Origin of the sequence: Burkholderia sp. DN3021 (assembly GCF_049805555.1) — a bacterium.
GTDB classification, from domain to species: Bacteria; Pseudomonadota; Gammaproteobacteria; order Burkholderiales; family Burkholderiaceae; genus Burkholderia; species Burkholderia pyrrocinia_C.
The window spans coordinates 11,903-37,293 of record NZ_JBNCAB010000025.1 but is presented as its reverse complement, the minus strand read 5'-3'; the positions used below and the strand labels follow the sequence as shown (position 1 = coordinate 37,293).

The 25,391-nt window shown below is 68.0% G+C and carries 23 protein-coding genes; 13 read left to right on the top strand and 10 right to left on the bottom strand.

Features of this window, described 5'->3' with window-relative positions:
- Positions 1 to 16: 16 nt before the first annotated feature.
- The 4 genes from ACPUER_RS15110 to ACPUER_RS15095 are packed head-to-tail and all read left to right on the top strand — an operon-like array spanning position 17 to position 3,964.
- Positions 17 to 1,192, top strand: a complete 1,176-nt coding sequence (locus tag ACPUER_RS15110) for a methionine ABC transporter ATP-binding protein (protein WP_425131470.1) — start codon at positions 17 to 19, stop codon at positions 1,190 to 1,192.
- On the top strand, positions 1,185 to 1,841 hold the full coding sequence (locus ACPUER_RS15105; protein WP_027781522.1) for a methionine ABC transporter permease: 657 nt from the start codon (positions 1,185 to 1,187) through the stop codon (positions 1,839 to 1,841). The genes ACPUER_RS15110 and ACPUER_RS15105 overlap by 8 nt, the downstream gene beginning before the upstream one ends.
- A 54-nt stretch (positions 1,842 to 1,895) precedes the next feature.
- Positions 1,896 to 2,753: a hypothetical protein gene (locus ACPUER_RS15100; protein ID WP_310136537.1), complete on the top strand. Its 858-nt coding sequence runs from the start codon at positions 1,896 to 1,898 to the stop codon at positions 2,751 to 2,753.
- On the top strand, positions 2,750 to 3,964 hold the full coding sequence (locus ACPUER_RS15095) for an acyl-CoA dehydrogenase family protein (RefSeq protein ID WP_425131469.1): 1,215 nt from the start codon (positions 2,750 to 2,752) through the stop codon (positions 3,962 to 3,964). Before ACPUER_RS15100 ends, ACPUER_RS15095 begins: the two co-directional genes overlap by 4 nt.
- Positions 3,965 to 4,075: 111 nt before the next feature.
- Here the strand turns inward: ACPUER_RS15095 and ACPUER_RS15090 are convergent, their stop codons facing one another.
- Positions 4,076 to 5,803, bottom strand: a complete 1,728-nt coding sequence (locus ACPUER_RS15090; protein WP_425131488.1) for a YadA family autotransporter adhesin — start codon at positions 5,801 to 5,803, stop codon at positions 4,076 to 4,078.
- Positions 5,804 to 6,222: 419 nt separating this feature from the next.
- On the bottom strand, positions 6,223 to 7,068 hold the full coding sequence (locus ACPUER_RS15085; RefSeq protein ID WP_175960123.1) for a helix-turn-helix domain-containing protein: 846 nt from the start codon (positions 7,066 to 7,068) through the stop codon (positions 6,223 to 6,225).
- Between the two features lie 254 nt (positions 7,069 to 7,322).
- On the opposite strand from ACPUER_RS15085, the gene ACPUER_RS15080 reads away from it, so the two are divergent.
- Together ACPUER_RS15080 and ACPUER_RS15075 are read left to right on the top strand one after the other, a co-directional pair.
- Positions 7,323 to 8,276: a DUF2167 domain-containing protein gene (locus tag ACPUER_RS15080; RefSeq protein WP_425131487.1), complete on the top strand. Its 954-nt coding sequence runs from the start codon at positions 7,323 to 7,325 to the stop codon at positions 8,274 to 8,276.
- The gene (locus tag ACPUER_RS15075; protein WP_072444600.1) at positions 8,273 to 8,998 is read left to right on the top strand and encodes a site-2 protease family protein; all 726 of its coding nucleotides are present in this window, start codon (positions 8,273 to 8,275) and stop codon (positions 8,996 to 8,998) included. The genes ACPUER_RS15080 and ACPUER_RS15075 overlap by 4 nt, the downstream gene beginning before the upstream one ends.
- Positions 8,999 to 9,072: 74 nt before the next feature.
- Here the strand turns inward: ACPUER_RS15075 and ACPUER_RS15070 are convergent, their stop codons facing one another.
- Entirely contained in the window at positions 9,073 to 10,449 is a 1,377-nt protein-coding gene (locus ACPUER_RS15070; protein ID WP_279610693.1) for an MFS transporter, read from the bottom strand.
- Between the two features lie 253 nt (positions 10,450 to 10,702).
- On the opposite strand from ACPUER_RS15070, the gene ACPUER_RS15065 reads away from it, so the two are divergent.
- Positions 10,703 to 12,280, top strand: coding sequence for an aldehyde dehydrogenase (NADP(+)) (locus tag ACPUER_RS15065; RefSeq protein WP_310136532.1), 1,578 nt, complete (start codon positions 10,703 to 10,705; stop codon positions 12,278 to 12,280).
- 133 nt (positions 12,281 to 12,413) lie between these two features.
- Here ACPUER_RS15065 and ACPUER_RS15060 read toward each other — a convergent pair whose 3' ends face one another.
- Together ACPUER_RS15060 and ACPUER_RS15055 are read right to left on the bottom strand one after the other, a co-directional pair.
- Complete coding sequence (locus tag ACPUER_RS15060; RefSeq protein ID WP_310136531.1) at positions 12,414 to 12,785, bottom strand: type II toxin-antitoxin system VapC family toxin; 372 nt, start codon at positions 12,783 to 12,785, stop codon at positions 12,414 to 12,416.
- A complete protein-coding gene (locus ACPUER_RS15055; protein ID WP_072444647.1) occupies positions 12,782 to 12,979 on the bottom strand; it encodes a type II toxin-antitoxin system VapB family antitoxin in 198 nt (65 codons plus the stop codon). The genes ACPUER_RS15060 and ACPUER_RS15055 overlap by 4 nt, the downstream gene beginning before the upstream one ends.
- A gap of 267 nt (positions 12,980 to 13,246) precedes the next feature.
- On the opposite strand from ACPUER_RS15055, the gene ACPUER_RS15050 reads away from it, so the two are divergent.
- Positions 13,247 to 13,798, top strand: coding sequence for a hypothetical protein (locus ACPUER_RS15050; RefSeq protein WP_034181774.1), 552 nt, complete (start codon positions 13,247 to 13,249; stop codon positions 13,796 to 13,798).
- Positions 13,799 to 13,996: 198 nt separating this feature from the next.
- Here ACPUER_RS15050 and kdgD read toward each other — a convergent pair whose 3' ends face one another.
- Complete coding sequence (kdgD, locus tag ACPUER_RS15045; RefSeq protein ID WP_175960127.1) at positions 13,997 to 14,911, bottom strand: 5-dehydro-4-deoxyglucarate dehydratase; 915 nt, start codon at positions 14,909 to 14,911, stop codon at positions 13,997 to 13,999.
- Positions 14,912 to 15,141: 230 nt separating this feature from the next.
- On the opposite strand from kdgD, the gene garD reads away from it, so the two are divergent.
- From garD to ACPUER_RS15025, 4 genes are all read left to right on the top strand, one after another.
- Positions 15,142 to 16,695: a galactarate dehydratase gene (gene garD / locus ACPUER_RS15040; RefSeq protein ID WP_105391105.1), complete on the top strand. Its 1,554-nt coding sequence runs from the start codon at positions 15,142 to 15,144 to the stop codon at positions 16,693 to 16,695.
- 218 nt (positions 16,696 to 16,913) lie between these two features.
- Complete coding sequence (locus ACPUER_RS15035) at positions 16,914 to 17,306, top strand: nuclear transport factor 2 family protein (RefSeq protein WP_425131468.1); 393 nt, start codon at positions 16,914 to 16,916, stop codon at positions 17,304 to 17,306.
- A gap of 77 nt (positions 17,307 to 17,383) precedes the next feature.
- Positions 17,384 to 17,839: an RbsD/FucU family protein gene (locus tag ACPUER_RS15030; protein WP_034181777.1), complete on the top strand. Its 456-nt coding sequence runs from the start codon at positions 17,384 to 17,386 to the stop codon at positions 17,837 to 17,839.
- Positions 17,840 to 18,034: 195 nt separating this feature from the next.
- Positions 18,035 to 18,472: a DoxX family protein gene (locus ACPUER_RS15025; RefSeq protein WP_175960130.1), complete on the top strand. Its 438-nt coding sequence runs from the start codon at positions 18,035 to 18,037 to the stop codon at positions 18,470 to 18,472.
- A 99-nt stretch (positions 18,473 to 18,571) separates the two neighbouring features.
- Here ACPUER_RS15025 and ACPUER_RS15020 read toward each other — a convergent pair whose 3' ends face one another.
- Together ACPUER_RS15020 and ACPUER_RS15015 are read right to left on the bottom strand one after the other, a co-directional pair.
- A complete protein-coding gene (locus ACPUER_RS15020; RefSeq protein WP_425131467.1) occupies positions 18,572 to 19,882 on the bottom strand; it encodes an MFS transporter in 1,311 nt (436 codons plus the stop codon).
- A gap of 313 nt (positions 19,883 to 20,195) precedes the next feature.
- The gene (locus ACPUER_RS15015) at positions 20,196 to 21,332 is read right to left on the bottom strand and encodes a branched-chain amino acid ABC transporter substrate-binding protein (RefSeq protein ID WP_425131466.1); all 1,137 of its coding nucleotides are present in this window, start codon (positions 21,330 to 21,332) and stop codon (positions 20,196 to 20,198) included.
- Between the two features lie 649 nt (positions 21,333 to 21,981).
- Between ACPUER_RS15015 and ACPUER_RS15010 the strand changes: the two genes are divergently transcribed.
- Positions 21,982 to 22,776, top strand: a complete 795-nt coding sequence (locus ACPUER_RS15010; protein ID WP_034181780.1) for an AraC family transcriptional regulator — start codon at positions 21,982 to 21,984, stop codon at positions 22,774 to 22,776.
- A 70-nt stretch (positions 22,777 to 22,846) separates the two neighbouring features.
- Here the strand turns inward: ACPUER_RS15010 and ACPUER_RS15005 are convergent, their stop codons facing one another.
- Together ACPUER_RS15005 and ACPUER_RS15000 are read right to left on the bottom strand one after the other, a co-directional pair.
- Entirely contained in the window at positions 22,847 to 23,110 is a 264-nt protein-coding gene (locus ACPUER_RS15005; protein WP_072444620.1) for a hypothetical protein, read from the bottom strand.
- Positions 23,111 to 23,397: 287 nt separating this feature from the next.
- Positions 23,398 to 25,290, bottom strand: a complete 1,893-nt coding sequence (locus tag ACPUER_RS15000; protein WP_310136526.1) for a TIM barrel protein — start codon at positions 25,288 to 25,290, stop codon at positions 23,398 to 23,400.
- Positions 25,291 to 25,391 lie beyond the last annotated feature (101 nt).

Below are 25,391 nucleotides of genomic sequence, written 5' to 3'. Positions count from 1 at the left end.
GTGACGGAGCGAAGCGATGACGCAATTGTTCGATACGCTGGGTTTCATCGACGCATCGGCCGCGCGCGCAGGCGCCGCAGCAACGGTGCATGAGACAACGGCTGCGCCGGCCGATGGTGCGGCCGTGTCGCTGGAGCAGGTCGGCAAGGTGTTCGCGACGCCGCGCGGCCAGGCCGCCGCGCTGCGCGACGTGACGCTCGACGTGCGGCGCGGCGAGGTGTTCGGGATCATCGGCCGCAGCGGCGCCGGGAAGTCGACGCTGCTGCGGCTCCTGAACGGCCTCGAACGGCCGAGCTCGGGCCGCGTGCGCGTGCAAGGCGTCGACGTCGGCGCGCTCGACGAGGACGGGCTCGTCGCATTGCGCCGCCGCACCGGCATGGTGTTCCAGCATTTCAACCTGCTGTCCGCGAAGACGGTATTCGAGAACGTCGCGCTGCCGCTGAAGATCGCCGGCGTGCCGAAGGCCGAGCGCGTGCGCAAGGTCGACGCGCTGCTCGAACTCGTCGGGCTGACCGCGAAGCGCGACGCGTATCCGGCGAGCCTGTCGGGCGGGCAGAAGCAGCGCGTCGGAATCGCGCGGGCATTGGTCCACGATCCCGAGGTGCTGTTGTGCGACGAGGCGACGTCGGCGCTCGACCCCGAGACGACGCAGTCAATCCTCGCGCTGCTCGCCGACATCAACCGCCGCCTCGGGTTGACGATCGTGCTGATCACGCACGAGATGGAGGTGATCCGCGCGGTGTGCGACACGGTCGCGGTGATCGAACAGGGCGAAGTCGTCGAAACGGGCCCGGTGTGGCGCGTGTTCGGCGATCCGCGCCACGGCGCGACGCGCGCGCTGCTCAGCACGCTGGTGCACGACCTGCCGGCCGAACTGGCCGCGCGCGTGCAGCCGTTGCCCGAGCAGGCCGCGTTGCCGGACGGCGCGCAGGTCGTGCTCGACGTTCGTTATACGGGCGAGAGCGGCGGCGAGCCGGACGTCGGCGCGCTCGCGGCGGCGCTCGGCGGCTCCGTGCGTTTCCTGCACGGCGGGATCGAGCGCATCCAGGGGCATGCGCAAGGGCGGCTCGTGATCGCGGCTTCGCCCGGTGCGGACGATGCGGGCGCACAGTCTGCACGCGGCGCGGTTGCCGCGCTGCTCGAACGCGCGCGCCGCCATGCAAATCACGCGGAGGTGCTCGGCTATGTTTGAGCTCTGGTGGCCCGAACTGCTCGACGCGATCCGCGACACGCTGTCGATGGTCGCCGCGTCGGCCGCGATCGCGGCGCTGATCGGCATCCCGCTCGCGGTGATCCTCGTGACGACCGCGCCCGGCGGCATCTACGCGCGGCGCGGCGTGAACGCGGTGCTCGGCGCGCTCGTCAACGTGTTCCGCTCGACGCCGTTCATCATCCTGCTCGTCGCGCTGCTGCCGTTCACGCGCGTGCTGATCGGCACGACGATCGGCGTATGGGCGGCCGTCGTGCCGCTGTCGATCGCCGCGATCCCGTTTTTCGCGCGGATCGCCGAAGTGAGCCTGCGCGAGGTCGATCGCGGGCTGATCGAGGCCGCGCTCGCGATGGGCGCGAAGCGCCGCCACATCGTGTGGCACGTGCTGCTGCCGGAGGCGCTGCCCGGCATGCTCGGCGGCTTCACGATCACCGTCGTCGCGCTGATCGGCTCGACCGCGATGGCGGGCGCCGTCGGCGCGGGCGGGCTCGGCGATCTCGCGATCCGCTACGGCTACCAGCGTTTCGACACCACCGTCATGGCGACCGTGATCGTGATCCTGATCGCGCTCGTCTCGGCCGTGCAAATCACGGGCGACCGCCTGGTCCGACGCGTGACCCGGCGTACCTGAGCAGTGCCACAAGCACCCGCTCGTTTCATTCATGATCCTGAGAGAACGAACCCTATGACCTTGCCCATCGGCGCGCCGCGCGAATGGAACGGACAATTCGAGGAAGCGCTGTTTCTCGACGTGGCGCGACGCCATCGTCCCGGCTTCCCCGACAAACTCGCCACGCCGCCGCGCGAGCCGGCCAACGCGGACGAGCTGGCCGCCGTCGCCGACTACTACACGAAGATGGCGTCGCACGACCTGTTCATCGTGCAGGTCGTCGCGAAGGCGATCGACACGCTGTTCCGCGACGATCCGCATTTCCAGCTGATCCTGTCGCGCCAGCTCGGCGACGACGGCGCGCATGCGGTGATCGGCCGCGAGCGCGTGACCGAACTGACGGGGCGCGATCCGCTGCCGGAAGTCGACCGGCTCGTCGCCGCGCACTGGACGCGCATCGGCGATATCGCGGTGCGCGACGTCGCGGGGTTTCTCGCGTTCGAATGGCATTACGAGCTGCACATCCTCGCGAAGCTGTGGATCCAGCGCAAGACCGGCCGCATCGGCGACGGCGCGATGCGCGAGCACGGCGAGAACCGGATCCGGCCGGACGAGGAGTGGCATCGCGTGCAGATCGTCCAGTGGTGGTTCGACAAGCTCGCCGCGCTGCCGGCGGCGGAGCGCGACGCGCTGATCGATCGCGTGATCGCGGCCGACGAGGAAACGCAGGCGCGGCTCGACGGTTATCTGCACGACGAGTACGCGCATACCGCGCATGTGTTCGGTGCGGATATCGCCGAATACCGCGCGATCTACGACGACTGGCGGCGCGAGATCCTGTCGCGGCTGACCGGCCGCCGGCTCGGCGCGCTCGTGCCGCTGTCGGGCGAAGCCGTTGCGCAGGAAGCTGCTCGACAGGAAGCCGTCGCATGAACGATCCACGCGGCCCGGCGACGTTTGCGCCGGACACCGACGATGCGCCGGCGTTCGACCGGAGCGCATTGACGCGCGCGCTCGACGCACTGCGTGCAACCGCCGCCGCACGTGACCGCGCGGGCGGTCACGCGGCGCAGGAGAAACAGTGGCTCGCCGACGCGGGCCTGCTGACGCTCGCGGTGCCGCGCGCGTTCGGCGGGCAGGAAGCCGCGTGGCCCGCGATCTACGATGCGATCCGGCAGATCGCGCGCGTCGACAGTGCGCTTGCGCATCTCGTCGGGTTCCAGTGCCTGCAGGTGGTAAGCGTCGACGTGTGGGGCAGCGCCGCGCAGCGCGAACGTTATCTGCGCGGCACGGTCGAGCAGCGCTGGTGGTGGGGTAACGCGGTCAATCCGCTCGACACGCGGCTGGTGGCCACCGCGACGCCGGACGGCGGCTACCGGCTCGACGGCGTGAAGGGCTTCTGTTCGGGCACGCGCGGCTCGCAGCGGATGACCGTGTCCGCGCACGATCCGGAAACCGGCCGCACCGTGTTCGGCGTGGTGCCGACCGATCGTGACGGGATCACGGTCAACGAGGACTGGGATCCGATCGGCCAGCGCCAGACCGATAGCGGCAGCGTGCGCTTCGACGGCGTGACGCTCGCCCCGGACGAGGTGCTGCACCGTTCAGAGACGCCGCCGACGCCGCGCGCGACGCTGCGCACGCTCGTGTCGCAGCTCGTGCTGACGAACCTGTTCGTCGGGCTCGCGGAAGGCGCGCTGGTCGAGGCACGCGATTATGTGCTGAAGCATGGCCGGCCGTGGATTCACTCGGACGCCGCGCAGGCGAGCGACGATCCGTACACGCTGCAGCGCTTCGGCGACATGCGCGTGCGGGCCGTTGCCGCGGCGGCGCTGGCCGATCGCGCGGCCGGCGCGTTGCAGCACGCGTGGGCGCGGCACGATGCGCTGACGGCGGACGAGCGAGCGGAGGTGGCGCTTGCGGTATCGGACGCGAAGATCGTCGCGCAGCGCGCGGCGCTCGACAACGGCGAGGCGCTGTTCGACGCATGCGGCGCGCGTGCGACGGCTGCGTCGCTCGGCCTCGACCGCTTCTGGCGGAATGCGCGCACGCATACGCTGCACGATCCGCTCGACTATCGGCTGCGCGATGTCGGCCGATTCGCGCTGACGGGAGAATTGCCGCCGGCGTCGCTGTATACGTGACATAACGGCGGGCCGCACGGGCCACGCCGTCATGTCGTCGGCGCATGGGCGCCGATGGCCGGCCTGCGGGCGTCGGGAAACAGCTCCCGACGCGTTGCCGCTGCAGCTGGATTACCAGCGGTAGCCGACGCCGGCGCCCGCGCCGAACGAGCCGTGGCCCGACACGGCCGTCGTCACCGAGCCTTTGACCAGCCATTTCGCCGTGGCGACGGAAAGGCCGACCGCCATTGCGCTTTGGCCGCCATACGTGCCGCCGCCGAGGGCGACCACCTTCTCGCCGGGCAGCACCGCCTGCGGCAGGTTTGCCATTGCAATCGCGCTTGCCGTGCCGGCATTCGCGTCCTTGCGATACTTCGACATTTCCTCGCGGACGGAATTGATCGCACCGTTCAACTGGCGCACGTTCACGCCGTCCGTGGGCGCGGTGCCGTCGGCCACGTTGGTCAACTGACGTTCGGCACCGGGCGAACCGATCGATACCGTGTTGTCCCGATCGGCAACCGAGTTCGCGCCCAGCGCCACCGCATTGTTCGCGGTGGCCCGGCTGTTCGTGCCGATGGCTGTCGAATCCGTGCCCGATACATTCGAGCCGGTGCCGATGGCCGTTCCGTTTGACGCGGTGACTTTCGAATTCGTGCCGATGGCCGTTCCGTTCGTCCCCGTGACGGTCGAATTGACGCCGACGCCCGTGCCGTTGTCGCCGGACACGTTCGCGCCGTTGCCGACCGCCGTGCCGTTCGGCACGCTGACAACGGTGTTCCTGCCGATGGCGGTTCCCGTGCCATCGGCGACCGTGCCGCTCGGGACGCTCGACGAGATCTTGCCGACGGTCGTCGTGAGGCTGGCGAGGTCCGCCGTCAACGTCGACACTTGATTTGCGATCGAGAAGAGCTGCGAGCCGTTGACTGCATCCGTGCTGGTCGCGCTGATTGCGCCGGCCGCGACGTTCACGATCTGACGCTCGGCGCCCGCGCTGCCGACGCTGACCACACCCACGGGCGTGCCCGCGAAGCCGCCGTAGCTGACGCCGTTGAGCGTCACGCTGTTGACGGTCGTGAAAGCGCGCGTCGACGCGTTCGAGCCCAGTGCGACGGAATTCGCATCGGCGGCGTTCGCGCCTTCGCCGATCGCGACTGCATTCACTGCGGATGCCGTCGCACGCGCAATGGCGATGCTCCCGACAGCAGAAGCCGAACTGTCGACGCCGAGCGCTACCGCATCGTTCGCGCCGGCGTTTGCCTGAAAGCCGAGCGACGTACCGCCGGCCGCAATGCTGCCCTTGCCCACGGCCGTGGAGAATGTCGTGGTGGCGCTGGCGCTTTGCCCGACCGCCGTCGACTGGTCGACGGCGAACGCGCCCTGGCCGAAGGCGGATGCCGTCGTGCCGTTCGCGATGGCTCCGTTGCCGACTGCCGTCGCCTGGGTTCCGACCGCGCTTGCGGCCGCTCCCATCGCCGTCGCCTGGTCGCCGGTTGCCACGGCATTTCCGCCGACGGCCGTCGCAAACGTACCGGTCGCGGCCGCCATGCGGCCGATCGCGACGGTTTCGCTATAGGCTCCGGTCGACGAGCCCGAATTCGCGACTGCCGCAGTGCCGATCGCCACGTTGTCGCAGCCCGTTGCAGCGGCCGGATACGTGCCGCTTCCCGAGATGGCGATGTTGCCGACACAGCCAGCCGACGTTTCGGTCGACGTCCCGTTCTGCACATAGTCGGCGCGCGCGGGTGCGGAAGCCGCGAATGCGACAACCGCTGCGCTCACGGCGATGGCCAGCGCTGCTTTCGACTTCGCCGGCGCGCGCAGTGCCGGATTCCCCAACCCTCGATGCATCTTGCTCATGTTTTTCCTAGGCTCGATATAAAAATTGTGTTGTGGCTCGCTTGTCGTTCTCACGATTTCCCGATCGCAGTGCATTCGCGATTTATTTACCGAAGCCCTTGTTCGAATACAGTCCAATTGAAAAGATGTACTAAACAAATTTGACATTCGGCGGAGTGAGTCCAAGGGGAAATGGCACGGGGGCCGCTACATTTGACGTTTTCCGGAACGCGGACGCGTCCCGGATCTGCAGCATTGAGATGCGACGACGCATTTTGATAGGACTCGCCAGCGCCCATGTTTGCCATGGCGCCCGATCTCTATGCTTTGGGGAAAGTGCGTCGTCTTGATGGTTGCGCCGACCGCCGGCATACCGGTCCTGGGCGCGGAAGCGGGCGTTCGGGCGTCGGCTTCCGTCAATCTCCGCTGCGCGCTTGCGACTACGCCGCCAACGCGTCCGCCAGCTTCCGCATCGCGTCCACCGTCTCCGGATTCGCCGGAAAGAACGCCTCGATCGCGAGTTCCGACAGCGTCACGTCGACCGGCGTGCCGAACACTGTCGTCGTACTGAAGAACGTCAGCTCGCCGCCCGCGGTGCGCAGCCGCAGCGGCACGGCAATATCCGCGAAGTCGGTGCGCGCGTGCGCGTCGTCGGGCTGGCCGGCCGGCGCCGGATACGCGGCGAGCTCGTCGCGCAGCGCATGCAGCGTGCGGTCGCCGCTCGCATCGATCTGCCGCTGCAGCCGATGCAGGATGTGCGCGCGCCATTCATGCCAGTTGACGATCTGCGACGCGAGGCCGTCAGGATGCAGGCTCAGCCGCAGCACGTTGACGGGCGGCTGCAGCAGCGACGGATCGGCCTGCGCGACCAGCGCGCCGAGCATCCGGTTCGCGGCGAGCAGCGTCCAGTGGCGGTCGACCGCGAGCGCCGGGTACGGTTCGTGGCCGCGCAGCACGGCTTCCACCGCGTGACGTGCGGCATCCAGCTGCGGATCCGAGAACGGCCGCTCGCGAAAGAGCGGTGCAAAGCCGGCCGCAACCAGCAGCGCATTGCGTTCACGCAGCGGCACGTCGAGCCGTTCCGCGAGATGCAGCACCATCTCGCGGCTCGGCTGCGCGCGGCCCGATTCGACGAAGCTCAGGTGGCGCGCCGAGACTTCCGCGTCGAGCGCGAGCGCCATCTGGCTCAGGCGCCGGCGCTGGCGCCACGTGCGCAGCAGCGGGCCGATGCCGGACGCGCGGCCGGCGGACGGGGAGGGCGAGGAGAGGGTGGCGGTCGGGTTCATGCGCAGATGATAGGCAATCCTGTACGCGCCGGGTATTACCTGCAAGGTAAGCATTCCGATCCGACGCGCGTCGCCGACCGCTGGCTTCAGCGGTCGGCGGCCCGTTGTGCATGCGGCTCCCCGGTCGCCCCCGGCGCTGCGTTACCATAGCTTCCGTGCCGCCTGAGAGGCGATTCCGGACCCGCGACGACAATGCATGGGCCGGTTCCGCGCACGTTTACAACAAGGCATTCCAGGGGAATCCAACAATGAAAATGAAAACGCTTGCCGTGCGGCTCGCCTGCGTGGCGACGCTCGCACTCGCCGCGACCAGCGGCCATGCGCAGACCGAAGCTGCGCAGGTGGAAATGAGGGCCGCCGCCGCGGCCGCCAACGAGGCCGTCGTCAAAGGGCCGACCGACATCGACGTGAAGCACGAAGCCGTGCTGAAGCTGAAGGCCGGCGAGTCGTTCGTGCCGGCCGCCGAAGCCGGCCGCTACCTGCGTTCGATGGGCAACTCGATCGACGAATCGAAGCTGGTCGGCCTCGTGCTGCCCGACGATCCCGACGCCGACTGGATTTCGGTCGTGTCGTTCGAGCCGAGCGGCTACATCCGCGACGACGACGCGAAGGACTGGAAGCCCGACGAACTGCTGAAGAACCTGCAGGCCGGCACCGAGGAAAACAACCCGGCACGCAAGGAACGCGGCCTGCCCGAAACCGAGGTGGTCGGCTGGGCAAAAGCGCCCGCGTACGACGCGGCCACGCACCGGCTCGTGTGGTCCGCGATCATCCGCGACAAGGGCGCGGCGCCGAACGCCGCGAACGACGGCGTGAACTACCGGACGCTCGTGCTCGGCCGCGACGGCTACCTGTCGCTGACGATGGCGTCGACACTGGCCGATCTGCCGAAGTACAAGGCGTCGGCCGACGGCCTGCTGTCGAACATCAGCTTCAACGACGGCAAGCGCTATGCCGATTTCAACAAGTCGACCGACCATGTCGCGAAGTACGGCCTCGCGGCGCTGATCGTCGGCGTCGGCGCGAAGAAGCTCGGCCTGCTCGCGCTGATCGGCGCATTCGCGGTGAAGTTCTTCAAGATCGGCGCGGTCGCGCTGCTGGCCGGCGGCGCGGCGCTGAAGCGCTTCTTCGGGCGCAAGCCGAAGGCGGCCGCGGTGCCGGCCGTCGCCGATGCGTCCGACGCAACCGGCACGGAGCGCAAGGAATGACGAAGCTGTTGCTGCTGATCTTCGGCGGCCTCAAGCTCGGCAAGGTGCTCGTTTCGGCGGGCACCATGCTGGCGTCGATCGCGGTCTACGCGCTGTTCTACGGCTGGCGGTTCGCGGCCGGTTTCGTCGCGCTGCTGCTGGTGCACGAGGCCGGCCACTACCTGGCCGCGCAGCGGCGCGGGCTCGACGTCGGGCTGCCGACGTTCATCCCGTTCGTCGGCGCATGGATCCAGCTGAAGGAGATGCCGCACGACGCGGAAACCGAAGCGTACGTCGGGCTCGCCGGGCCGTTCGTCGGCACGCTCGGCGCGCTGGCCTGCTACGCGGCTGCACGCCACTACGACAGCAACCTGCTGCTCGCGCTGTCGTACACGGGCTTCTTCCTGAACCTGTTCAACATGATTCCGCTGTCACCGTTCGATGGCGGGCGGATCACCGCGGTGCTGTCGCCGCGCATCTGGTTCGCGGGCGTGCCGGTGCTGATCGCGCTGTTCGTGTATCGCCCGAGCCCGCTGCTGATCGTGATGGCGATCCTCGCGCTGCCGCAACTGAAGCGCGCGTGGCGCTACGATCCCGACGCGCCGGAGAACCGCGTGTACTACGCGACGTCGATCGAGACGAAGACGACGTACGCGCTCTGCTACGTCGGCCTGCTCGCGTTCCTCGCGCTGATGACATCCGGCGTGCACGACATGCTGCGCGTCGTGCATTCCGCGACCTGACGCAAGAACGGCGGCCGCTTTTACGCGGCCGCCGTCGTCTTCCATCCTTTTCCGCCGAAATTTTCCGCCGAAGCTCAAGCGTCGCGATGATGCAGCTCGACGCGCCTGATGTCCTTCACGATCACGAGATAGCTGAACACCGTGACGAGCGCGTTCAGCCCGACGAACACGAGCGCGCCGTTGAACGAGCCGCTCGCGCCGACCAGGTAGCCGATCGCGATCGGCGCGACGATGCCGGCCGTGTTGCCGAACATGTTGAACAGGCTGCCCGACAGGCCGATCGCTTCCTTCGGCGCGGTATCCGCGACGACGGCCCAGCCGAGCGAGCCGATCCCCTTGCCGAAGAACGACACGGCCATCAGCGCGATCACGAGCGCTTCGCTGTCGACGTAATTGCAGCCGATGATGACCATCGACAGCAACATCCCGCCGACGATCGGGATCTTGCGCGCGAGCGTCAGCGACACGCCGCGGCGGATCAGCGCGTCCGACAGCATTCCGCCGAGCACGCCGCCGAGGAACCCGCAGATCGCGGGCAGCGACGTCATGAAACCGGCCTTCAGCAGCGACATGCCGCGCGCCTGCACGAGGTAGATCGGGAACCACGTGAGGAAGAAGTACGTGAGCACGTTTACGCAGTATTGGCCGAGATAGACGCCGATCAGCATCCGGTTCGACAGCAGCTGGCGCACGTAGTACCAGCCGGCGACGCGGCTGCCTTCGGACGCCGGACCGGTGCCGCGCGACTTCGACCGCACGAGGCCGCCGCCCTGCTCGATATGGTCGAGCTCCGCGCGGTTCACGGCCGGATGGTCGGCCGGATCCTTCATCACGCGCAGCCACAGGAACGCAAGCGCAATGCCAGCGAGGCCGAGCCACAGGTACACGTGGTGCCAGCCGTACGCATGCGTGAGCCACGCCATCAGCGGCGAGAACACCACGGCCGCGAAATACTGCGCGGCGTTGAAGATCGCCGACGCCGTGCCGCGCTCGGCGGTCGGGAACCAGCTCGCGACGACTTTCGCGTTGGCGGGGAACGCGGGCGCCTCGGCGATGCCGACCGCGAAGCGCATCGCGAACAGCGCGGCGACCGCGAACGCGGCGCTGCCGCCGAGGCCGATCGTGCTCTGCAGCAGCGTGAACGCCGACCACAGGAAAATGCTCGCCGCATACACGCGCCGCGCGCCGAAGCGGTCGAGCAGCCAGCCGCTCGGCAGTTGCGCGAGCACGTACGCCCAGCTGAACGCCGAGAAGATATAGCCCATCGTCACCGGATCGATGCCGAACGCCTTGCGGATCGGCGTACCGGTGATCGACAGCGTCGCGCGATCCGCGTAGTTGAGCGTCGTGACGACGAACAGCATCGCCAGGATCCAGTAGCGCACGGCAGTGCGGCGCGCGCTGCCGGCGAGTTCGATCGGAAGATCGCGGGGAGAGGTGTGGTCGTTCACTTTAAATGTACGTCGTCGTATAACATGGCTGAAAGTTTATTGAGAAAGCCCGAATTCAGAAACTTCGGGTTTTCCCTTTGAGGATCGTCATCACAATATGGGAAAGACGCGCTTATGCTGACTGCACAAGGTTTTCCGGTGTATCGTCGACGCCATCGCAGGCGGTGAGAATGCTGCCATGCTGTCGGCAGACATCGTATCTGTTGAGATACAATTGACGGACCATTCCCGAACGAACCACGGAGCACACCCCATGCAACTGACTGGAGAGATGCTGATCGGCGCCGAAGCGGTGACCGGCTCGGCCGGTAACCTGCTCGCGTTCGACCCGACGAAGGGCGCACCGATCGATGCGCCGGCGTTCGGTGTCGCGACGCAGGCCGACGTCGACCGCGCGTGCGAACTCGCGCGCGACGCGTTCGATGCGTACCGCGCGCAGCCGCTCGCGGCCCGCGCGGCGTTTCTCGACGCGATCGCGGATGAAATCGTCGCGCTCGGCGACGCGCTGATCGAGCGCGCGCACGCCGAAACGGGCCTGCCCGTCGCGCGGCTGCAGGGCGAGCGCGGCCGCACCGTCGGCCAGCTCCGGCTGTTCGCGCGCGTCGTGCGCGACGGGCGCTTCCTCGCCGCGTCGATCGATCCCGCGCAGCCCGCGCGCACGCCGCTGCCGCGCGCGGACCTGCGGCTGCAGAAGGTCGGGCTCGGGCCCGTCGCCGTGTTCGGCGCGAGCAACTTCCCGCTCGCGTTCTCGGTGGCCGGCGGCGATACGGCGTCGGCGCTCGCGGCCGGCTGCCCGGTGATCGTGAAGGCGCACGAAGCGCACCTCGGCACGTCCGAGCTGGTCGGCCGCGCGATCCGCGCCGCCGTCGCGAAATGCGGGATGCCGGCCGGCGTGTTCTCGCTGCTGATCGGCCCCGGCCGCGTGACCGGCGCGGCGCTCGTCAGCCATCCGGCGATCCAGGCCGTCGGCTTCACCGGTTCGCGGCAGGGCGGCATGGCGCTCGTGCAGCTCGCGAACGCGCGCCCGCAGCCGATTCCCGTCTACGCGGAAATGAGCAGCATCAATCCCGTCGTGCTGTTCCCGGCCGCGCTCGCCGCGCGCGGCGACGCGATCGCGACGGGCTTCGTCGATTCGCTGACGCTCGGCGTCGGCCAGTTCTGTACGAACCCCGGCCTCGTACTCGCGATCGACGGCCCCGACCTCGACCGCTTCGAGACCGTCGCCGCGCAGGCGCTCGCGAAGAAGCCGGCCGGCGTGATGCTCACGCGCGGCATCGCCGATGCGTATCGCAACGGCCGCGGCAAGCTGGCCGAACTGCCGGGCGTGCGCGAAATCGGTGCGGGCGAGGCCGCGCAGACCGAATGCCAGGCGGGCGGCGCGCTGTATGAAGTCGGCGCGCAGGCGTTCCTGGCCGAGCCGGCGTTCAGCCACGAGGTGTTCGGGCCGGCGTCGCTGATCGTGCGCTGCCGCGATCTCGACGAAGTCGCGCGTGTGCTCGACGCGCTCGAAGGCCAACTCACGGCCACGCTGCAGATGGACGCCGACGACAAGCCGCTCGCGCGCCGGCTGCTGCCGATCCTCGAACGCAAGGCCGGGCGCCTGCTCGTCAACGGTTATCCGACCGGCGTCGAGGTGTGCGATGCGATGGTGCACGGCGGGCCGTTCCCCGCGACGTCGAACCCCGCCGTCACGTCGGTCGGCGCGACGGCGATCGAGCGCTTCCTGCGGCCCGTGTGCTACCAGGACTTCCCGGACGACCTGCTGCCCGAAGGGCTGCAGGAAGGCAATCCGCTCGCGATTCCGCGTCTGCGGGACGGGAAGGCGGAGTGACGGGTCGGATCGATTGAGGGCACGATACCCGGTGGTTGGTGCGCCGGGGCAGAGAAACAGAAAGGCGGAAGTGGCCGGTGGGCCGCTTCCGCCTTTTTGCATGGCGGGTGTTCGTGCCGTCGATCTCGTCGGGTCAGTGGGCGGGGCGAGCGGCGAGCTGCAGGCGGTCGGCTGCGGCCAGCAGGCGCCGGTCGCGTGTCCACAGCTTGCTGCCGCTGGTCAGTCTGACTGAAGCGAGCAGGTGCGCGTCGACGTAACCGATGCCGAGTCCGTGAAGCGGCACGACATCGATCATGCGTTGAACTTCGTCGTCGGTTGCCGAGGTGGCAGCGGGGAGGTCGCGCAGCGCGTCCAGCACGGTCTGGCGATCGCGCAGGCTGCCGAGCGAAAGCTCGCCGACGACGAACGGATGGATCAATACCCGCTCGGCTTCGAGCAGCGTAGTGAGCGCTGCATCACCGGCTCGCAGGTGATCGATCCAGACGGACGTGTCGACAAGAATCATGCTGGCTCCGACGGGCGGCGCGGCACGGGTTCGAGATCGGGTTCGGTGCCGCCGAGACGAGCCAGCCGTCGTGCGCTTTCGCGGGCAATCAGCGCGCGCAGTGCTTCTCTTACCAGCGCCGACTTTTCGGTGACGCCAGTCAACTGCTGCGCTTTGGCGAGCAGGGCGTCGTCCAGGGATAAGGTGGTGCGCATGATCGGCTTCCGAAACGATAGGTGCATCAATTATGTCACCGATTGATGTCGATTGTGATGCCTCGCGCTGAGGGGGAGATGACCGGGAGCATGTCGGTGCAGCACGGTGGGGCGGGCGGGGTGAGCGGCGGCACCGGGGGGCCGGGCTGTCGTCGATCTTGCCGTCTTCCGCGTCGCCCGAATTTCTCCTACAGTAGCGAAGCCCCGGGCCGCACGGTTCGCGGGCGAGCCTGAGAGACCGACAAAAGACAACGAGGGAACCCTCCGATGAACATCAACAAGCGTGGCGATCACCTGTTCGCGGCCGGATTGTGGAAAGCGATCGGCGACGTCGCGAAATCCGTGCGCACCCAGATCGGCCAATACAGCGAAGGGCGCGTGCTCGCGAACGCGTTGCTGGAATTCCAGCGGGACCTGGGCGGCAGCGAATTCGACCTGACGATCAATCAGGGGCGGCTCGTCACGGGCGCCGACGCGCATTCGCTCATGTTCGGGCAGGCCGTCCGACGTTTCCGGCAGGACATGGAAGCGCTGGTGTTCGCGCTCCAATACCGGCGCAGCATCGACGAACGCGACCAGGGCCTGCGCGCCGAAGCGTTGACGCAGGCGAACAGCCAGCTCGCGACCGCGAAGCAGTCGGCGACGATCACGGTCGGCCGGTTCTTCGACGCGGTCGTCGATCGCGATGTGCTCGGGCAGATCCTCGACGGCGAATCGAAGGCGCGTGCGCGTACGGGCGCGCAGGACCAGATCGAGGCAACGCGGGTCAAGCTGGGGAACGTGCGCTACCGGATCGTCGGGATCATCGCGCAGATGTGACGGAGGCGGCCGGCCCGCGAAGCGGGTGGCGTCGGGCGGAGCGCTGCGACGCCGCACGCATCGCGGCGGATGCGTGCACGATTACCGATACAAACGACCGCGGCAGGTACAAACCGGCCGCGACACAAAAACGTTGCGCACTGCGTAACGGCGAGCCGGCCGCGGCGCCGATGCAGGCGCCGCGCCGGCCACCGCCGCTTACTGCGGGCCCATCTTCTTGATCAGCACGTCGAGCTCCGCCGCTTCATCGTCGGTGAGGTCGACGAGCGGCGCGCGCACGGGGCCCGCGTCGTGGCCGACGAGCTTCGCGCCCGCCTTCACGATGCTGACCGCATAACCCGCGCGGCGATTGCGGATCTTCAGGTACGGCAGGAAGAAATCGTCGATCAGGCGGCCGACCGTCGCGTGGTCGTCCTTCGCGATCGCTTCGTAGAATTCCATCGCCGTCTTCGGGATGAAGTTGAACACCGCCGACGAGTACACCGGCACGCCGAGCGCCTTGTACGCGGCGGCATAGACTTCGGCCGTCGGCAGCCCGCCGAGGTACGCGAACCGGTCGCCGAGGCGGCGGCGGATCGTGACCATGCTTTCGATTTCGCCGACGCCGTCCTTGAAGCCGATCAGGTTCGGGCAACGGTCGGCAAGGCGCTCGAGCATGTCGGCGTTCAGCTTCGAATTCGCGCGGTTGTACACCACGACGCCGATCTTCAGCGCGCGGCACACCTGCTCGACGTGGTCGGCGATCCCTTCCTGGCTCGCTTCGGTCAGGTAGTGCGGCATCAGCAGCACGCCGCTCGCGCCGAGGCGTTCGGCTTCCTGCGCATATTCGATCGCGACGCGCGTCGCGCCGCCCGCGCCGGCGAGGATCGGCACCTTGCCCTTGCAGGTTTCCGTCGCGACGCGGATCACGTCCGAATACTCGCGCTGCGTGAGCGAGAAGAATTCACCGGTGCCCCCGGCCGCGAACAGCGCGCTCGCACCATACGGCGCCAGCCATTCGAGGCGCTCGGCATAGGTGGTCGGGCGGAAGTTGCCGTCGGCGTCGAAGTCGGTCAGCGGAAACGACAGCAGGCCGTGGGAAATGATTTGTTTGAGTTCTTGCGGTGAAGTCATGGTTGGGTCGTCCGTCTAGCGCGAGTGCTGGGTTCGTCGGGAACGGCATACGAGCCACATTGGCGATGTCGTTGTATGTCATCGTACAACGAGGGGAAAGGTGGCGCAAGCGGTTTGCTGGTCGGTCGATAGTAGGGTCTTTCCGGATAAGGGTTTACGCAGAATCCCTGGTTGAGGCCGAGTGTCGTATGATGACTAACGATATGACCGGTCGCTTCCAGGAAATTCCGATGACTGCTTCTCCTCTCTACATCCGCGTGCATCCGGACGACAACGTCGCGATCGTCGTCAACGACGGCGGTTTGCGCGAAGGCGCGACGTTCGCCGACGGGCTGACGCTGCGCGAAGGCGTGCCGCAGGGGCACAAGGTCGCGCTTGCCGACCTCGCGGCCGGCGACCCGATCGTCCGCTACAACGTGGTGATCGGCTATGCGCTGACCGACCTGCGGCGCGGCAGCTGGGTCAACGAGCGCACGATGCGCATGCCCGAGCCGCCGGGGCTCGACGACCTGCCGCTCGCGACGCGTGCCGCGCCGCCGCTGGCGCCGCTCGAAGGCTATACGTTCGAGGGCTTCCGCAATGCCGACGGCTCGGTCGGCACGCGCAACATCCTCGCGATCACGACGACCGTGCAGTGCGTGTCGGGCGTCGTCGAGCATGCGGTGAAGCGGATCAAGGCCGAGCTGCTGCCGCGCTACCCGAACGTCGACGACGTGGTCGGGCTCGAGCACACGTACGGTTGCGGTGTCGCGATCGATGCGCCCGACGCCGACATCCCGATCCGCACGCTGCGCAACATCAGCCTGAACCCGAACTTCGGCGGCGAGGTGATGACCGTGAGCCTCGGCTGCGAGAAGCTGCAGCCCGAGCGCCTGCTGCCGCCCGGCACGATTCCGGTGGCCGCCGACGGCGCGACCGACAACGGCGGCGTCGTGTGCCTGCAGGACGCCGCGCACGTCGGCTTCAACTCGATGATCGACTCGATCATGACGATGGCCGAATCGCATCTCGAGCGGCTGAACCGCCGCCGCCGCGAGACGTGCCCCGCGTCGGATCTCGTCGTCGGCGTGCAGTGCGGCGGCAGCGACGCGTTCTCGGGGCTCACCGCGAACCCGGCCGTCGGCTTCGCGGCCGACCTGCTCGTGCGCGCGGGCGCGACGATCATGTTCTCCGAGGTGACGGAAGTGCGTGACGGCGTCGCGCAGCTCACGTCGCGCGCGGCGAACGAGGATATTGCACGCGAGATCATCCGCGAGATGGACTGGTACGACCGCTACCTGCAGCGCGGCCGCGTCGACCGCAGCGCGAACACGACGCCCGGCAACAAGAAGGGCGGCCTGTCGAACATCGTCGAGAAGGCGATGGGTTCGATCGTGAAGTCGGGCAGCGCGCCGATCGCCGGCGTCGTGCGCCCCGGCGATCGCGCGCGGCAGAAGGGGCTGCTGTACGCGGCGACGCCTGCGAGCGACTTCATCTGCGGCACGCTGCAGCTCGCGGCGGGGATGAACCTGCACGTCTTCACGACCGGCCGCGGCACGCCGTACGGCCTCGCGCAGGTGCCGGTGATCAAGGTTGCGACGCGCAGCGATCTCGCGCGCCGCTGGCACGACCTGATGGATCTCGACGCCGGGCAGATCGCGACCGGCGCGGCCACGATCGAGGACGTGGGCTGGGAACTGTTCCGGCTGATGCTCGACGTTGCGAGCGGCAAGCGCCGCACGTGGGCCGAGCAATGGAAGCTCGCGAATGCGCTGACGCTGTTCAATCCGGCGCCGGTGACCTGACGCGCGCGGTGGCGACGGCAGACGATGCGGGCGCCTTCGGGCGCCCGTTTTTGCTGTGGCGGCGGGCTCGCGATGCGGCGCATGCGTGTCGTACGCGGCCGGCACGAATTCCTTACCTCGCACGTAATCGACCGCCCGCGCGAGGCCGGCGACGATAGCGGCACGCGGACACGAAACGTTCGCGACACCGTCCCCTCATCGACACAAGGAGCCTCGCCATGAACACCGCCCAATCCGCACAGTCCGCTCACGCCGACCTGATCGACCGCTACTTCGACGCATGGAACGAACCCGACGTCGCGCGCCGCCGCGCGCTGATCGATGCAACTTACGCGAGCGATGCGACCTATCGCGATCCGCTGATGGCCGGCGACGGCCACGCGGGCATCGACACGATGATCGCGGCCGTGCAGGCGCGCTTCCCCGCATACCGCTTCCGCCGCACGACCGACGTCGACGCGTTCGGCCAGCATCTGCGGTTCTCGTGGGCGCTCGTGTCGCCCGACGGCGCGGCGATCGCGAAGGGCTCGGACTTCGGCACCGTCGATGCGTCGGGCCGTCTCGCATCGGTCACGGGTTTCATCGACGAAATGCCCGTCGCGGCGTCGTGAAGCGAGCGATACCTGCCCGGCGGCGACAGGGATCGGGTAACTTATGCGTTCATTCCTGATCCTGGAGACAAGCCGACATGCTGAAGAATCTCGACCCGCTGCTGCACGCCGACATCCTGCACACGCTGCGCGCGATGGGCCACGGTGACGAAATCGCGATCTGCGACGCGAATTTTCCGGCGGAATCCGTCGCGGAGCACACGGTGGTCGGCCGCGCGCTGCGGATCGACGGCGCCGATTCGGCGCGCGTCGCGCGTGCGGTGCTGTCCGTGCTGCCGCTCGACACGTACGTCGACACGCCCGCATGGCGGATGGAAGTCGTCGGCGACGCGGCCGCGGTGCCGCCCGTGCAGCGCGAGGTGCAGGCCGAGATCGACCGCGCGGAAGGGCGCGCGGTGCCGCTCACGGGCGTCGAGCGTTTCGCGTTCTACGAGCGCGCGCAGCAGGCGTATGCGGTGATCGTCACCGGCGAACTGCGCGGTTACGGCTGCTTCATCTTCAAGAAAGGCGTGCTGTTGAGCGACGCGGGCTAAACGCTTTTTTCGTGCCGCCGCAAGCGGGCCGCGCGACCGCTGCCGTGTAAAGATTTGCTACAACCTTTTTCTTGGACACGGCCGAAAGACCCTCTATGCTGGCCCATTTGCCGCGGGCCCCGCAGGGCCGCGCGGCCCCCGAGCTTCACGGGCGCGCCCCGTGCGGCCGGCCGAACTGCATACGAGGAGAGAGGCATGACGCGTTCCGTCGATTCCGGCGTCATTTTTTTCGCACGCCTGGCGCTGGCGGCGTTGTTCCTGTGGGGCGGCGTGATGAAGCTGCTCGGCTACGGCGATTTCGTCGGTTACCTGCATGGGCTGAACGTGCCGTATCCGCAGGTCGTCGCGCCGATCGTCGTCGCGATCGAGGGGCTCGGCGGCCTGCTGCTGATCGTCGGCTACAAGGTGAAGCCGCTCGCGCTGCTGCTGGCGTTCTATACGGTCGCGACCGCGATGGTCGGGCACAATTTCTGGGACGCGACGGACGCCGCGGTCCAGCACGAGATGGTGATCCACTTCTGGAAGAACATCGCGATCGCCGGCGGTTTTCTGCTGCTGTTCGTCACCGGCGCCGGCGGCGCGAGCATCGACGGCCTGCGTCGTCCGAGTTCGTCGTACGGCGGCCTGCGCTGATCGCACGCGCGCCGTTGCGCTGAAGCAAAACGAAAGGGCCGAATCCCGCACGCCGCGGGATTCGGCCCTTTGTTCATGGAACGGGCGCGTGCGCCGCGTTCAGTGCGCGTCCTTCACGTCCTTCGCATCCTTCGAGAACTGCACGGCGATCGCGCCGAGCACGCAGATCGCCGCGACGTACACGACCGGTGCGAGCGGATTCGACTTCATCATCAGCGACACGATCACCGGCGTGAGGCCGCCGAAGATCGCATAGGCGACGTTGTACGAGAACGAGATGCCCGAGAAGCGCACGACGGCCGGGAAGCTCTTGACCATCACGAGCGGCACCGCGCCGATCGTGCCGACCATGAAGCCCGCGATCCCGTAGTAGAGCGGCAGCGTCGACGCGTCCGCCGCGACCTGCACGAACAGCAGGTAGTAGCACGCAGCCAGCCCGAGGCCGCCGATGCCGAGCACGCGCTTCGCGCCGATCCAGCCCGCGAGCGAACCCGCGGTGATGCAGCCGGCCGTCAGGCACAGCGTCGCGGCGCTGTTCGCGAACAGCGTCGTCGCGGGCGTCAGGTGGAACTGCTTCTGCAGCAGCGCGGGCGTCATCAGGATCACGACGACGATCGCGGCCGACAGCATCCACGTGAGCAGCATCGACACGATCACCGCGCGGCCGTGGTCGCGCAGCACGGCCTTCAGCGGAATCTCGGCCGCGAGCGCCTTTTTCGCCTTCATCTCGGCGAACACCGGCGTTTCATGCAGCCAGCGGCGCAGGTACACGGAGAACAGCCCGAACACGCCGCCGAGCAGGAACGGGATGCGCCATGCGAATGCTCCGACTTCGGCGCTCGAGTAACGGCTGTTGATGCCCGCGGCGACGAGCGAGCCGAGCAGGATGCCGGCCGTGAGGCCCGCGGTCAGCGTGCCGCAGGCATAACCGATATGGCGCGACGGCACGTGCTCGGACACGAACACCCACGCGCCCGGCACTTCGCCGCCGACCGCCGCGCCCTGCAGCACGCGGAACAGCAGCAACAGCACCGGCGCGAGGATGCCGATCGAGTCGTAGGTCGGCAGCAGGCCCATCAGCAGCGTCGGCACGGACATCATCAGCACGCTCAGCGTGAACATCCGCTTGCGGCCGAACAGGTCGCCGAAGTGCGCCATGATCACGCCGCCGAGCGGACGCGCGAGATAGCCGGCCGCGAAGATGCCGAACGTCTGCAACTGGCGCAGCCAGTCGGGAATGTCGTGCGGGAAAAACAGCTGCCCTATCGCCGGTGCGAAGAACACGAAGATGATGAAGTCGTAGAACTCGAGGGCGCCGCCGAGTGCGGCGAGGCCAAGGGTCTTGTAGTCGCTGCGCGTGAGCGCGCGTTCGGCGGCGCGAGGCACGCCGCTCAATTCGGAAGCTTGCATGGTCAGGACGATCGGTTTTCGAATGTTGTTGTCGGTGCTGCGTCTCCAGGGCCCGCTATCGGCATGGACTGACAAGGCGCGGCTTGCGTCGTCGAGGCGGGCAGGGTGCCGGATAGGGCACGAAACACGCACCGCCGCACCGGGATGGGGCGCGGCGCAGACGAAGCGTCAAAGCGGGTGGGGGGATTCTACAGGAGCGCGAAATGCGCGCGCGGGTGCGCACCGAGGAAGGCTTCGGACGTCCGGCCGAAGCGTGCGCGGCGCGGGCGACCGGTGAGCCGCTTCCCGCGCCGCCCGGGGCAGGTCGCGCGTATCAGTTGCCGGCGATCGTATCGACCGGCTTGAACGTGCCGTGCTCGACCTTGTAGATCGTGACCGGCGCATCCTTCAGGTCGCCCTTCGTGTCGTAAGCGATGCTGGGGGCCGACACGCCCTTGATCGACACCTTGCCGAGATACGGCGTGTACACCTTCGGGTCGGTCGAGTTCGCGTCCTTCATCGCGGTGAGCAGCGCGATCGTGCCGTCATACGAGTACGGCGAGTACGTGATCACGTCTTCGTTGAAGCGCGCCTTGTAGCGTGCCGCGTAGCCGGCGAAGCCCGGCATCTTTTCCTTCGGCAGCCCGCCCATGTAGACGATCGCGCCTTCGGCCGCTTCGCCGCCGACCTTCAGGAACGTCGGCGAGCGCGACATCTCGCCCGTCACGAACGCCGACTTCATCCCGAGCTGGCGCATCTTGCGGATCATCGGCGACGATTGCGCGTCGCCGCCGCCGTAGAAGACCGCGTCGGGATTGACGCCCTTCAGGTTGGTCAGGATCGCCGAGAAATCGAGCGCCTTGTCGTTCGTGAAGTCGCGCTTGACGATCGTGCCGCCCGCCGCCTCGACGGCCTTCGCGAATTCGTCGGCGATACCCTGGCCGTAGGCCGTGCGGTCGTCGATGATCGCGATGCGCTTGAAGCGCAGCGTCTTCACCGCGTACGTGCCGACGATGCGGCCCGCTTGCGCGTCGCTCGTCAGCAGCCGGTAGGTCGTCTTGTAGCCGCGCGCCGTGTATTGCGGCGACGTCGCCATCGAGATCTGCGGCAGCCCCGCGCGATCGTACAGGTCGGACGCCGGAATGCTGGTGCCCGAGTTGAAGTGGCCGATGATCCCGCGGACGTTGTCGTCGATCAGCCGCTGCGCGACGGTCGTGCCGGTGCGCGGGTCGGCCTGGTCGTCCTGCGAGTCGAGCTGGAACGTGACGGGCTTGCCGCCGATCGTCGGACGCGTCGCGTTGAAGTCGGCGATCGCGAGCTGCACGCCCTTCTGCATGTCCGAGCCGTAGTTCGACTGCGGGCCGGTCAGCGGTGCGGCGAAACCGATCTTGACGACGTCGGCGGCGATGGCGTGCGTGCCCGACAGTGCGCAGGCGGCAGCCAGCGCGACGTACGATACCTTCAGCTTCACTTTCACTTCCCCTTGGTGGCGTGGTTGGGCCGCCGCCGGCTAGCGGGCCGGCGCCGGTAAACCGGGCGAGACGGTTCGGCCGGCAGGCCGATGCGAAGGCCATGCCTACTCGCCGCTGGCAGCTCGGGTTGTGCCGGAATCGGCGTGCGCTGCGGGTGATGCGGCGGGGTCGTGCGCGCCGATTGCTGCAGCGGCGCGGTGTCGTCTCGTGACCGTGAAGCGAAGTCTAGATAGCGAAAATGCGCGCGTCTTGCGCGTTCGGTGCGCGGCCGGCGACGATATCGGCATATCGTCGATAACCCTGATATATGCCGAAATCGTCACGTCGAATGCGCAATCGCGCCAAGACGCTGCACGTCCGCATTTTTAGGATGGTGGATCCGGGCGCGCAGTGCCGGTGCGCCAATGCGGCAGGTCGGCATCGGCGCATGCGTGACTGCATGCGGCGGCGCAAGCGGATTCGCGGCCGGCCGCCGTACCCGCAGCGCGGTAGTTGCGCGCGCAACGTATGTCGCTTGCCGATGCCGGCCGATCGGCGGCGCGATGCGACGGCTGCCGCCAGCTTGCCCGCCCCCGCGATCGGCGCGACGCGATTGAAGGGGCGCTCCTATAATCGACGCCATCTGCCACTCGCTTCGCGGATGCCGGGATGACGACCTTGCTTGCCGTACCGCCCATGAGCCTGTCCGACACGTTGCGCTACCAGCCCGACAACGCCGATTTCGGCGCGATGCTCGCGCACTTCCGCCTGCTCGAACCGGTGTTCGACGCGTTGCCGGACGTCGCGTTTTTCGTGAAGGATGCGAGCGGCCGCTACGCGCTCGTCAACCGCACGCTGGCGATGCGCTGCGGCTACAAGGACAAGCGCGACCTGCTCGGCAAGACGACCGACGAAGTGTTTCCGCGCCGCTTCGGCCGCAGCTATTTCGAGCAGGACATGGCGACGATCAACGCCGGCCAGCAATTGATGGACCAGCTCGAGCTGCACCTGTATCCGGGCCGCCAGCCGGGCTGGTGCCTGACCTGCAAGGAGCCGCTGCGCGACGCCGCGGGCAAGGTGGTCGGCCTCGCGGGCATCTCGCGCGACCTGAAGGCGCACGAGGGATCGCATCCGGCCTACAGCAAGCTCGCCGACGTGGTCCAGCACATCCAGGATCACTACGTGCAGCCGCTGAACCTGAAGCATCTCGCGCAGATGGCCGGGATGTCGGTCGCGCAGCTCGAACGCTATTTCCACAAGGTGTTCCACCTGACGCCGCGCCAGGTGCTGCTGAAGACGCGGCTCGATGCGGCCACCGCGCTGCTCGTCACGCACGACAAGGTGACCGACGTCGCAGCGCTATGCGGCTATACGGATCACAGCGCGTTCACGCGCCAGTTCAAGGCGACGGTCGGCGTGACGCCGACGGAATACCGGTTGATGCTGCAGGAGCGGGCGGGGTGACGCGAGACGCCGGAAGGGCCGGCGCGTCGCAGGGATCGGGGCGATGCGGGGAAGCGGGGAAAACGGCGGCTCAGCGGTAGCCGAGCCCTTTCAGGACGGCCGTGCCGTCTTCGGTCAGCCGGAAGCTCGGGGCCGTATCGGCGTCGAGCTTGATCATCTCGACGAGGCCGGCTTCCTGCAGCGCGGGCAATTCGGGTTTGGCGTTCGCGCCGATCGGTGCATGCAGCAGCACGAGCAGCGTCGCGATTTCGTGATGACTGAGCAGGCGGCGCAGCATCGTCTTCTTTGCAGGGGGCGCGGCCTGGCGGCCCGCGGGTGCTTCTACGGCGCTCATCGCTTTCCTCCTTTTCGGGATAACCATCGGGTACTGGTTGCGGATGGTGCCGTCGAAGACTTAAGCGATTCTTAAAACGGTGGCGGGCGACGGGATGCTGCGCTGCGGTACGGGTTACCGTATGTAACGTCATACGGAGCGCGGCTTCCGGCCCGGCCGCGGTCAGCCGCGCGGGCTGGTTCTCGGCCGCTCGATTCGCCACGATGGTGCACGCGCGATGCGGCCCTTTGAGTCGGGCGCGGGCTGCGGCGTGATCCTGCCCCAGACTCCCGATTCGCGTCCTTCCGTTATTTCCTGCGCTGCGCCTGCGCGGCGAGCCGCACGGCCGCGTTCGCCGCGCCGTAGCCGTCGTATCCGCCGCGCCGCTCGACGATCTCGAGCGAGAAGCGGTTGTCGACCAGTTCCGTATACGCGTGCAGGAATTCGCCGCCGTGCTCGTCGCGGTCGTACAGCAGGTGGTGCGCGCTCAGCGTGTCGATCAGTTCGTCCGGCAGTGCGTAGCGCGCGGCGAGATCGTCGTAGTAGTTCGGCGGAATGCGCAGGAACGGCACGCCGTCGGCCGCGAACGCGGCGATCGTCTTCACGATGTCGTCGGTGCGGAACGCGACGTGGTTCAGCCCGGTGCCGTGGTAGCGCTCGAGCGATTCGGCGACGGCCGTATGACGGTCGACCGACGCGTTCAGCGCGATCCGCACCGAGCCGTCGGCGCTGCGCACCGCGCGGCTGCGCATCAGCCCGTACGGATCGGGCACGAGCCAGCTGCGCTCGGCCTCGAAGCCGAACGCCGTCTTGAAGAACAGGATCCACGTGTCGAGCGCGTCGGCCGGCAGCGCGAGGCACACATGGTCGATGCCCGTCAGCGGGCCGACTTCGCTCGGGCCGTCGATGTCGGTCAGCACGAAGTCCGATTCATACAGCGTCGGCGCGTTCGGCGCTTCGTCGACGAAATACTCGAGGCTGCCGTCCGGCGCCTGCACGCTCGGCAGCACGCGCTCGTTCGGCCCGACGCGGCCGGAGAACGGCGCGTAGCCGAAGCCGGCCGCGCGTTCGAATGCCACTTTCGCGTCGTCGACGCGAAACGCCGACGCGCACAGCGACAGCCCGTGCCGCTGGAAGAACACATCGGCGAACGAGTCGCGCTCCGCGTTCAGCACGATCGACGCGGCGCCGTGCTGGAACAGCGTCACGTCCTTCGAGCGATGCCGGCCGGCGAGCCGGAAGCGCATCTTGCCAAGCCATTCGCCGACGGTCGCCGCCGCCTGCGCGTCGACCGCGAATTCGATGAACTGGAACCCGACGTGCGCGGGCGGCGCCGGCGGCGCGAAGAGCGGCTGGCCGGCGGCCGGCGCACGGCCGTCCTGCGCAAGCCGCGCGCGTGTCAGTTCTTCCAGATAGAGCAGCGAGCGATGGCCGTCGGCGGCCGTGATCGCGGTCGGCGCCGCGCGGAAGCCGTCGTTGAAGATCTCGAGCGACAGCGGCCCGGTGTAGCCCGATTCGATCACGCGCGCGGTGAAGCGCGCGAGGTCGAAGTCGCCCTGGCCCGGGAACGAGCGGTAGTGGCGGCTCCATTCGAGCACGTCCATCGCGAGTTTCGGCGCATCGGCGATCTGCACGAATGCGATGCGGTCGCCGGGAATCTCGGCGATCGCATCCGGCGAATCGTCGAGCGACAGCGTGTGGAAGCTGTCGAGCGCGAGGCCGAGATGCGGGTTGTTCACGGCGTTCACGAGTTTCCACGCATGGCCGTACCGGTTCACGACGCGGCCCCACGCAAGCGCTTCGTACGCGGCGACCACGCCGGCCTCCCGGGCGGCTTCGGCGAGCGCGCCGAGCTGGTCGACGAGCAGCCCGTCGTCCGCGATCGTGTCGGCCGACACGTTGCTGCACACGAGAATGCGGTCGGTGCCGAGCGCGTGCATCACGTCGAACTTGCGCTTTATGCGATCGAGATTGCGTGCGAGCTGTGCCGCGCTCACGCCCTCGAAGTCGCGAAACGGCTGGAACAGCACGATGTCGAGGCCGAGATCGGCGGCCATGCGCCGAACGTCGGCCGGCGATCCGTCGAAGTAGACGAGGTCGTTTTCGAAGATTTCGACGCCGTCGAAGCCTGCGGCCTGGATGGCGGCGAGCTTATCGGCGAGCGTGCCGGACAGAGACACGGTGGCGATCGAGCGCTGCATGGGCGATTCCTGCGGATGAGCGGGGCATGGCGTCGGTCGAGCCGGCCCTGAATGAACCAGTCGTTGAGTTCCGGGCGCGCGCCATATCCCGAATTTACTGG

Excerpts from the sequence above, each read along its gene's own strand:
- ACPUER_RS15110 (WP_425131470.1), top strand. The coding sequence starts at position 17 with ATGACGCAATTGTTCGATACGCTGGGTTTCATCGACGCATCGGCCGCG.
- ACPUER_RS15105 (WP_027781522.1), top strand. The coding sequence starts at position 1,185 with ATGTTTGAGCTCTGGTGGCCCGAACTGCTCGACGCGATCCGCGACACG.
- ACPUER_RS15100 (WP_310136537.1), top strand. The coding sequence starts at position 1,896 with ATGACCTTGCCCATCGGCGCGCCGCGCGAATGGAACGGACAATTCGAG.
- ACPUER_RS15095 (WP_425131469.1), top strand. The coding sequence starts at position 2,750 with ATGAACGATCCACGCGGCCCGGCGACGTTTGCGCCGGACACCGACGAT.
- ACPUER_RS15090 (WP_425131488.1), bottom strand. The coding sequence starts at position 5,803 with ATGAGCAAGATGCATCGAGGGTTGGGGAATCCGGCACTGCGCGCGCCG.
- ACPUER_RS15085 (WP_175960123.1), bottom strand. The coding sequence starts at position 7,068 with ATGAACCCGACCGCCACCCTCTCCTCGCCCTCCCCGTCCGCCGGCCGC.
- ACPUER_RS15080 (WP_425131487.1), top strand. The coding sequence starts at position 7,323 with ATGAAAACGCTTGCCGTGCGGCTCGCCTGCGTGGCGACGCTCGCACTC.
- ACPUER_RS15075 (WP_072444600.1), top strand. The coding sequence starts at position 8,273 with ATGACGAAGCTGTTGCTGCTGATCTTCGGCGGCCTCAAGCTCGGCAAG.
- ACPUER_RS15065 (WP_310136532.1), top strand. The coding sequence starts at position 10,703 with ATGCAACTGACTGGAGAGATGCTGATCGGCGCCGAAGCGGTGACCGGC.
- ACPUER_RS15060 (WP_310136531.1), bottom strand. The coding sequence starts at position 12,785 with ATGATTCTTGTCGACACGTCCGTCTGGATCGATCACCTGCGAGCCGGT.
- ACPUER_RS15055 (WP_072444647.1), bottom strand. The coding sequence starts at position 12,979 with ATGCGCACCACCTTATCCCTGGACGACGCCCTGCTCGCCAAAGCGCAG.
- ACPUER_RS15050 (WP_034181774.1), top strand. The coding sequence starts at position 13,247 with ATGAACATCAACAAGCGTGGCGATCACCTGTTCGCGGCCGGATTGTGG.
- kdgD (WP_175960127.1), bottom strand. The coding sequence starts at position 14,911 with ATGACTTCACCGCAAGAACTCAAACAAATCATTTCCCACGGCCTGCTG.
- garD (WP_105391105.1), top strand. The coding sequence starts at position 15,142 with ATGACTGCTTCTCCTCTCTACATCCGCGTGCATCCGGACGACAACGTC.
- ACPUER_RS15035 (WP_425131468.1), top strand. The coding sequence starts at position 16,914 with ATGAACACCGCCCAATCCGCACAGTCCGCTCACGCCGACCTGATCGAC.
- ACPUER_RS15030 (WP_034181777.1), top strand. The coding sequence starts at position 17,384 with ATGCTGAAGAATCTCGACCCGCTGCTGCACGCCGACATCCTGCACACG.
- ACPUER_RS15025 (WP_175960130.1), top strand. The coding sequence starts at position 18,035 with ATGACGCGTTCCGTCGATTCCGGCGTCATTTTTTTCGCACGCCTGGCG.
- ACPUER_RS15020 (WP_425131467.1), bottom strand. The coding sequence starts at position 19,882 with ATGCAAGCTTCCGAATTGAGCGGCGTGCCTCGCGCCGCCGAACGCGCG.
- ACPUER_RS15010 (WP_034181780.1), top strand. The coding sequence starts at position 21,982 with ATGACGACCTTGCTTGCCGTACCGCCCATGAGCCTGTCCGACACGTTG.
- ACPUER_RS15005 (WP_072444620.1), bottom strand. The coding sequence starts at position 23,110 with ATGAGCGCCGTAGAAGCACCCGCGGGCCGCCAGGCCGCGCCCCCTGCA.
- ACPUER_RS15000 (WP_310136526.1), bottom strand. The coding sequence starts at position 25,290 with ATGCAGCGCTCGATCGCCACCGTGTCTCTGTCCGGCACGCTCGCCGAT.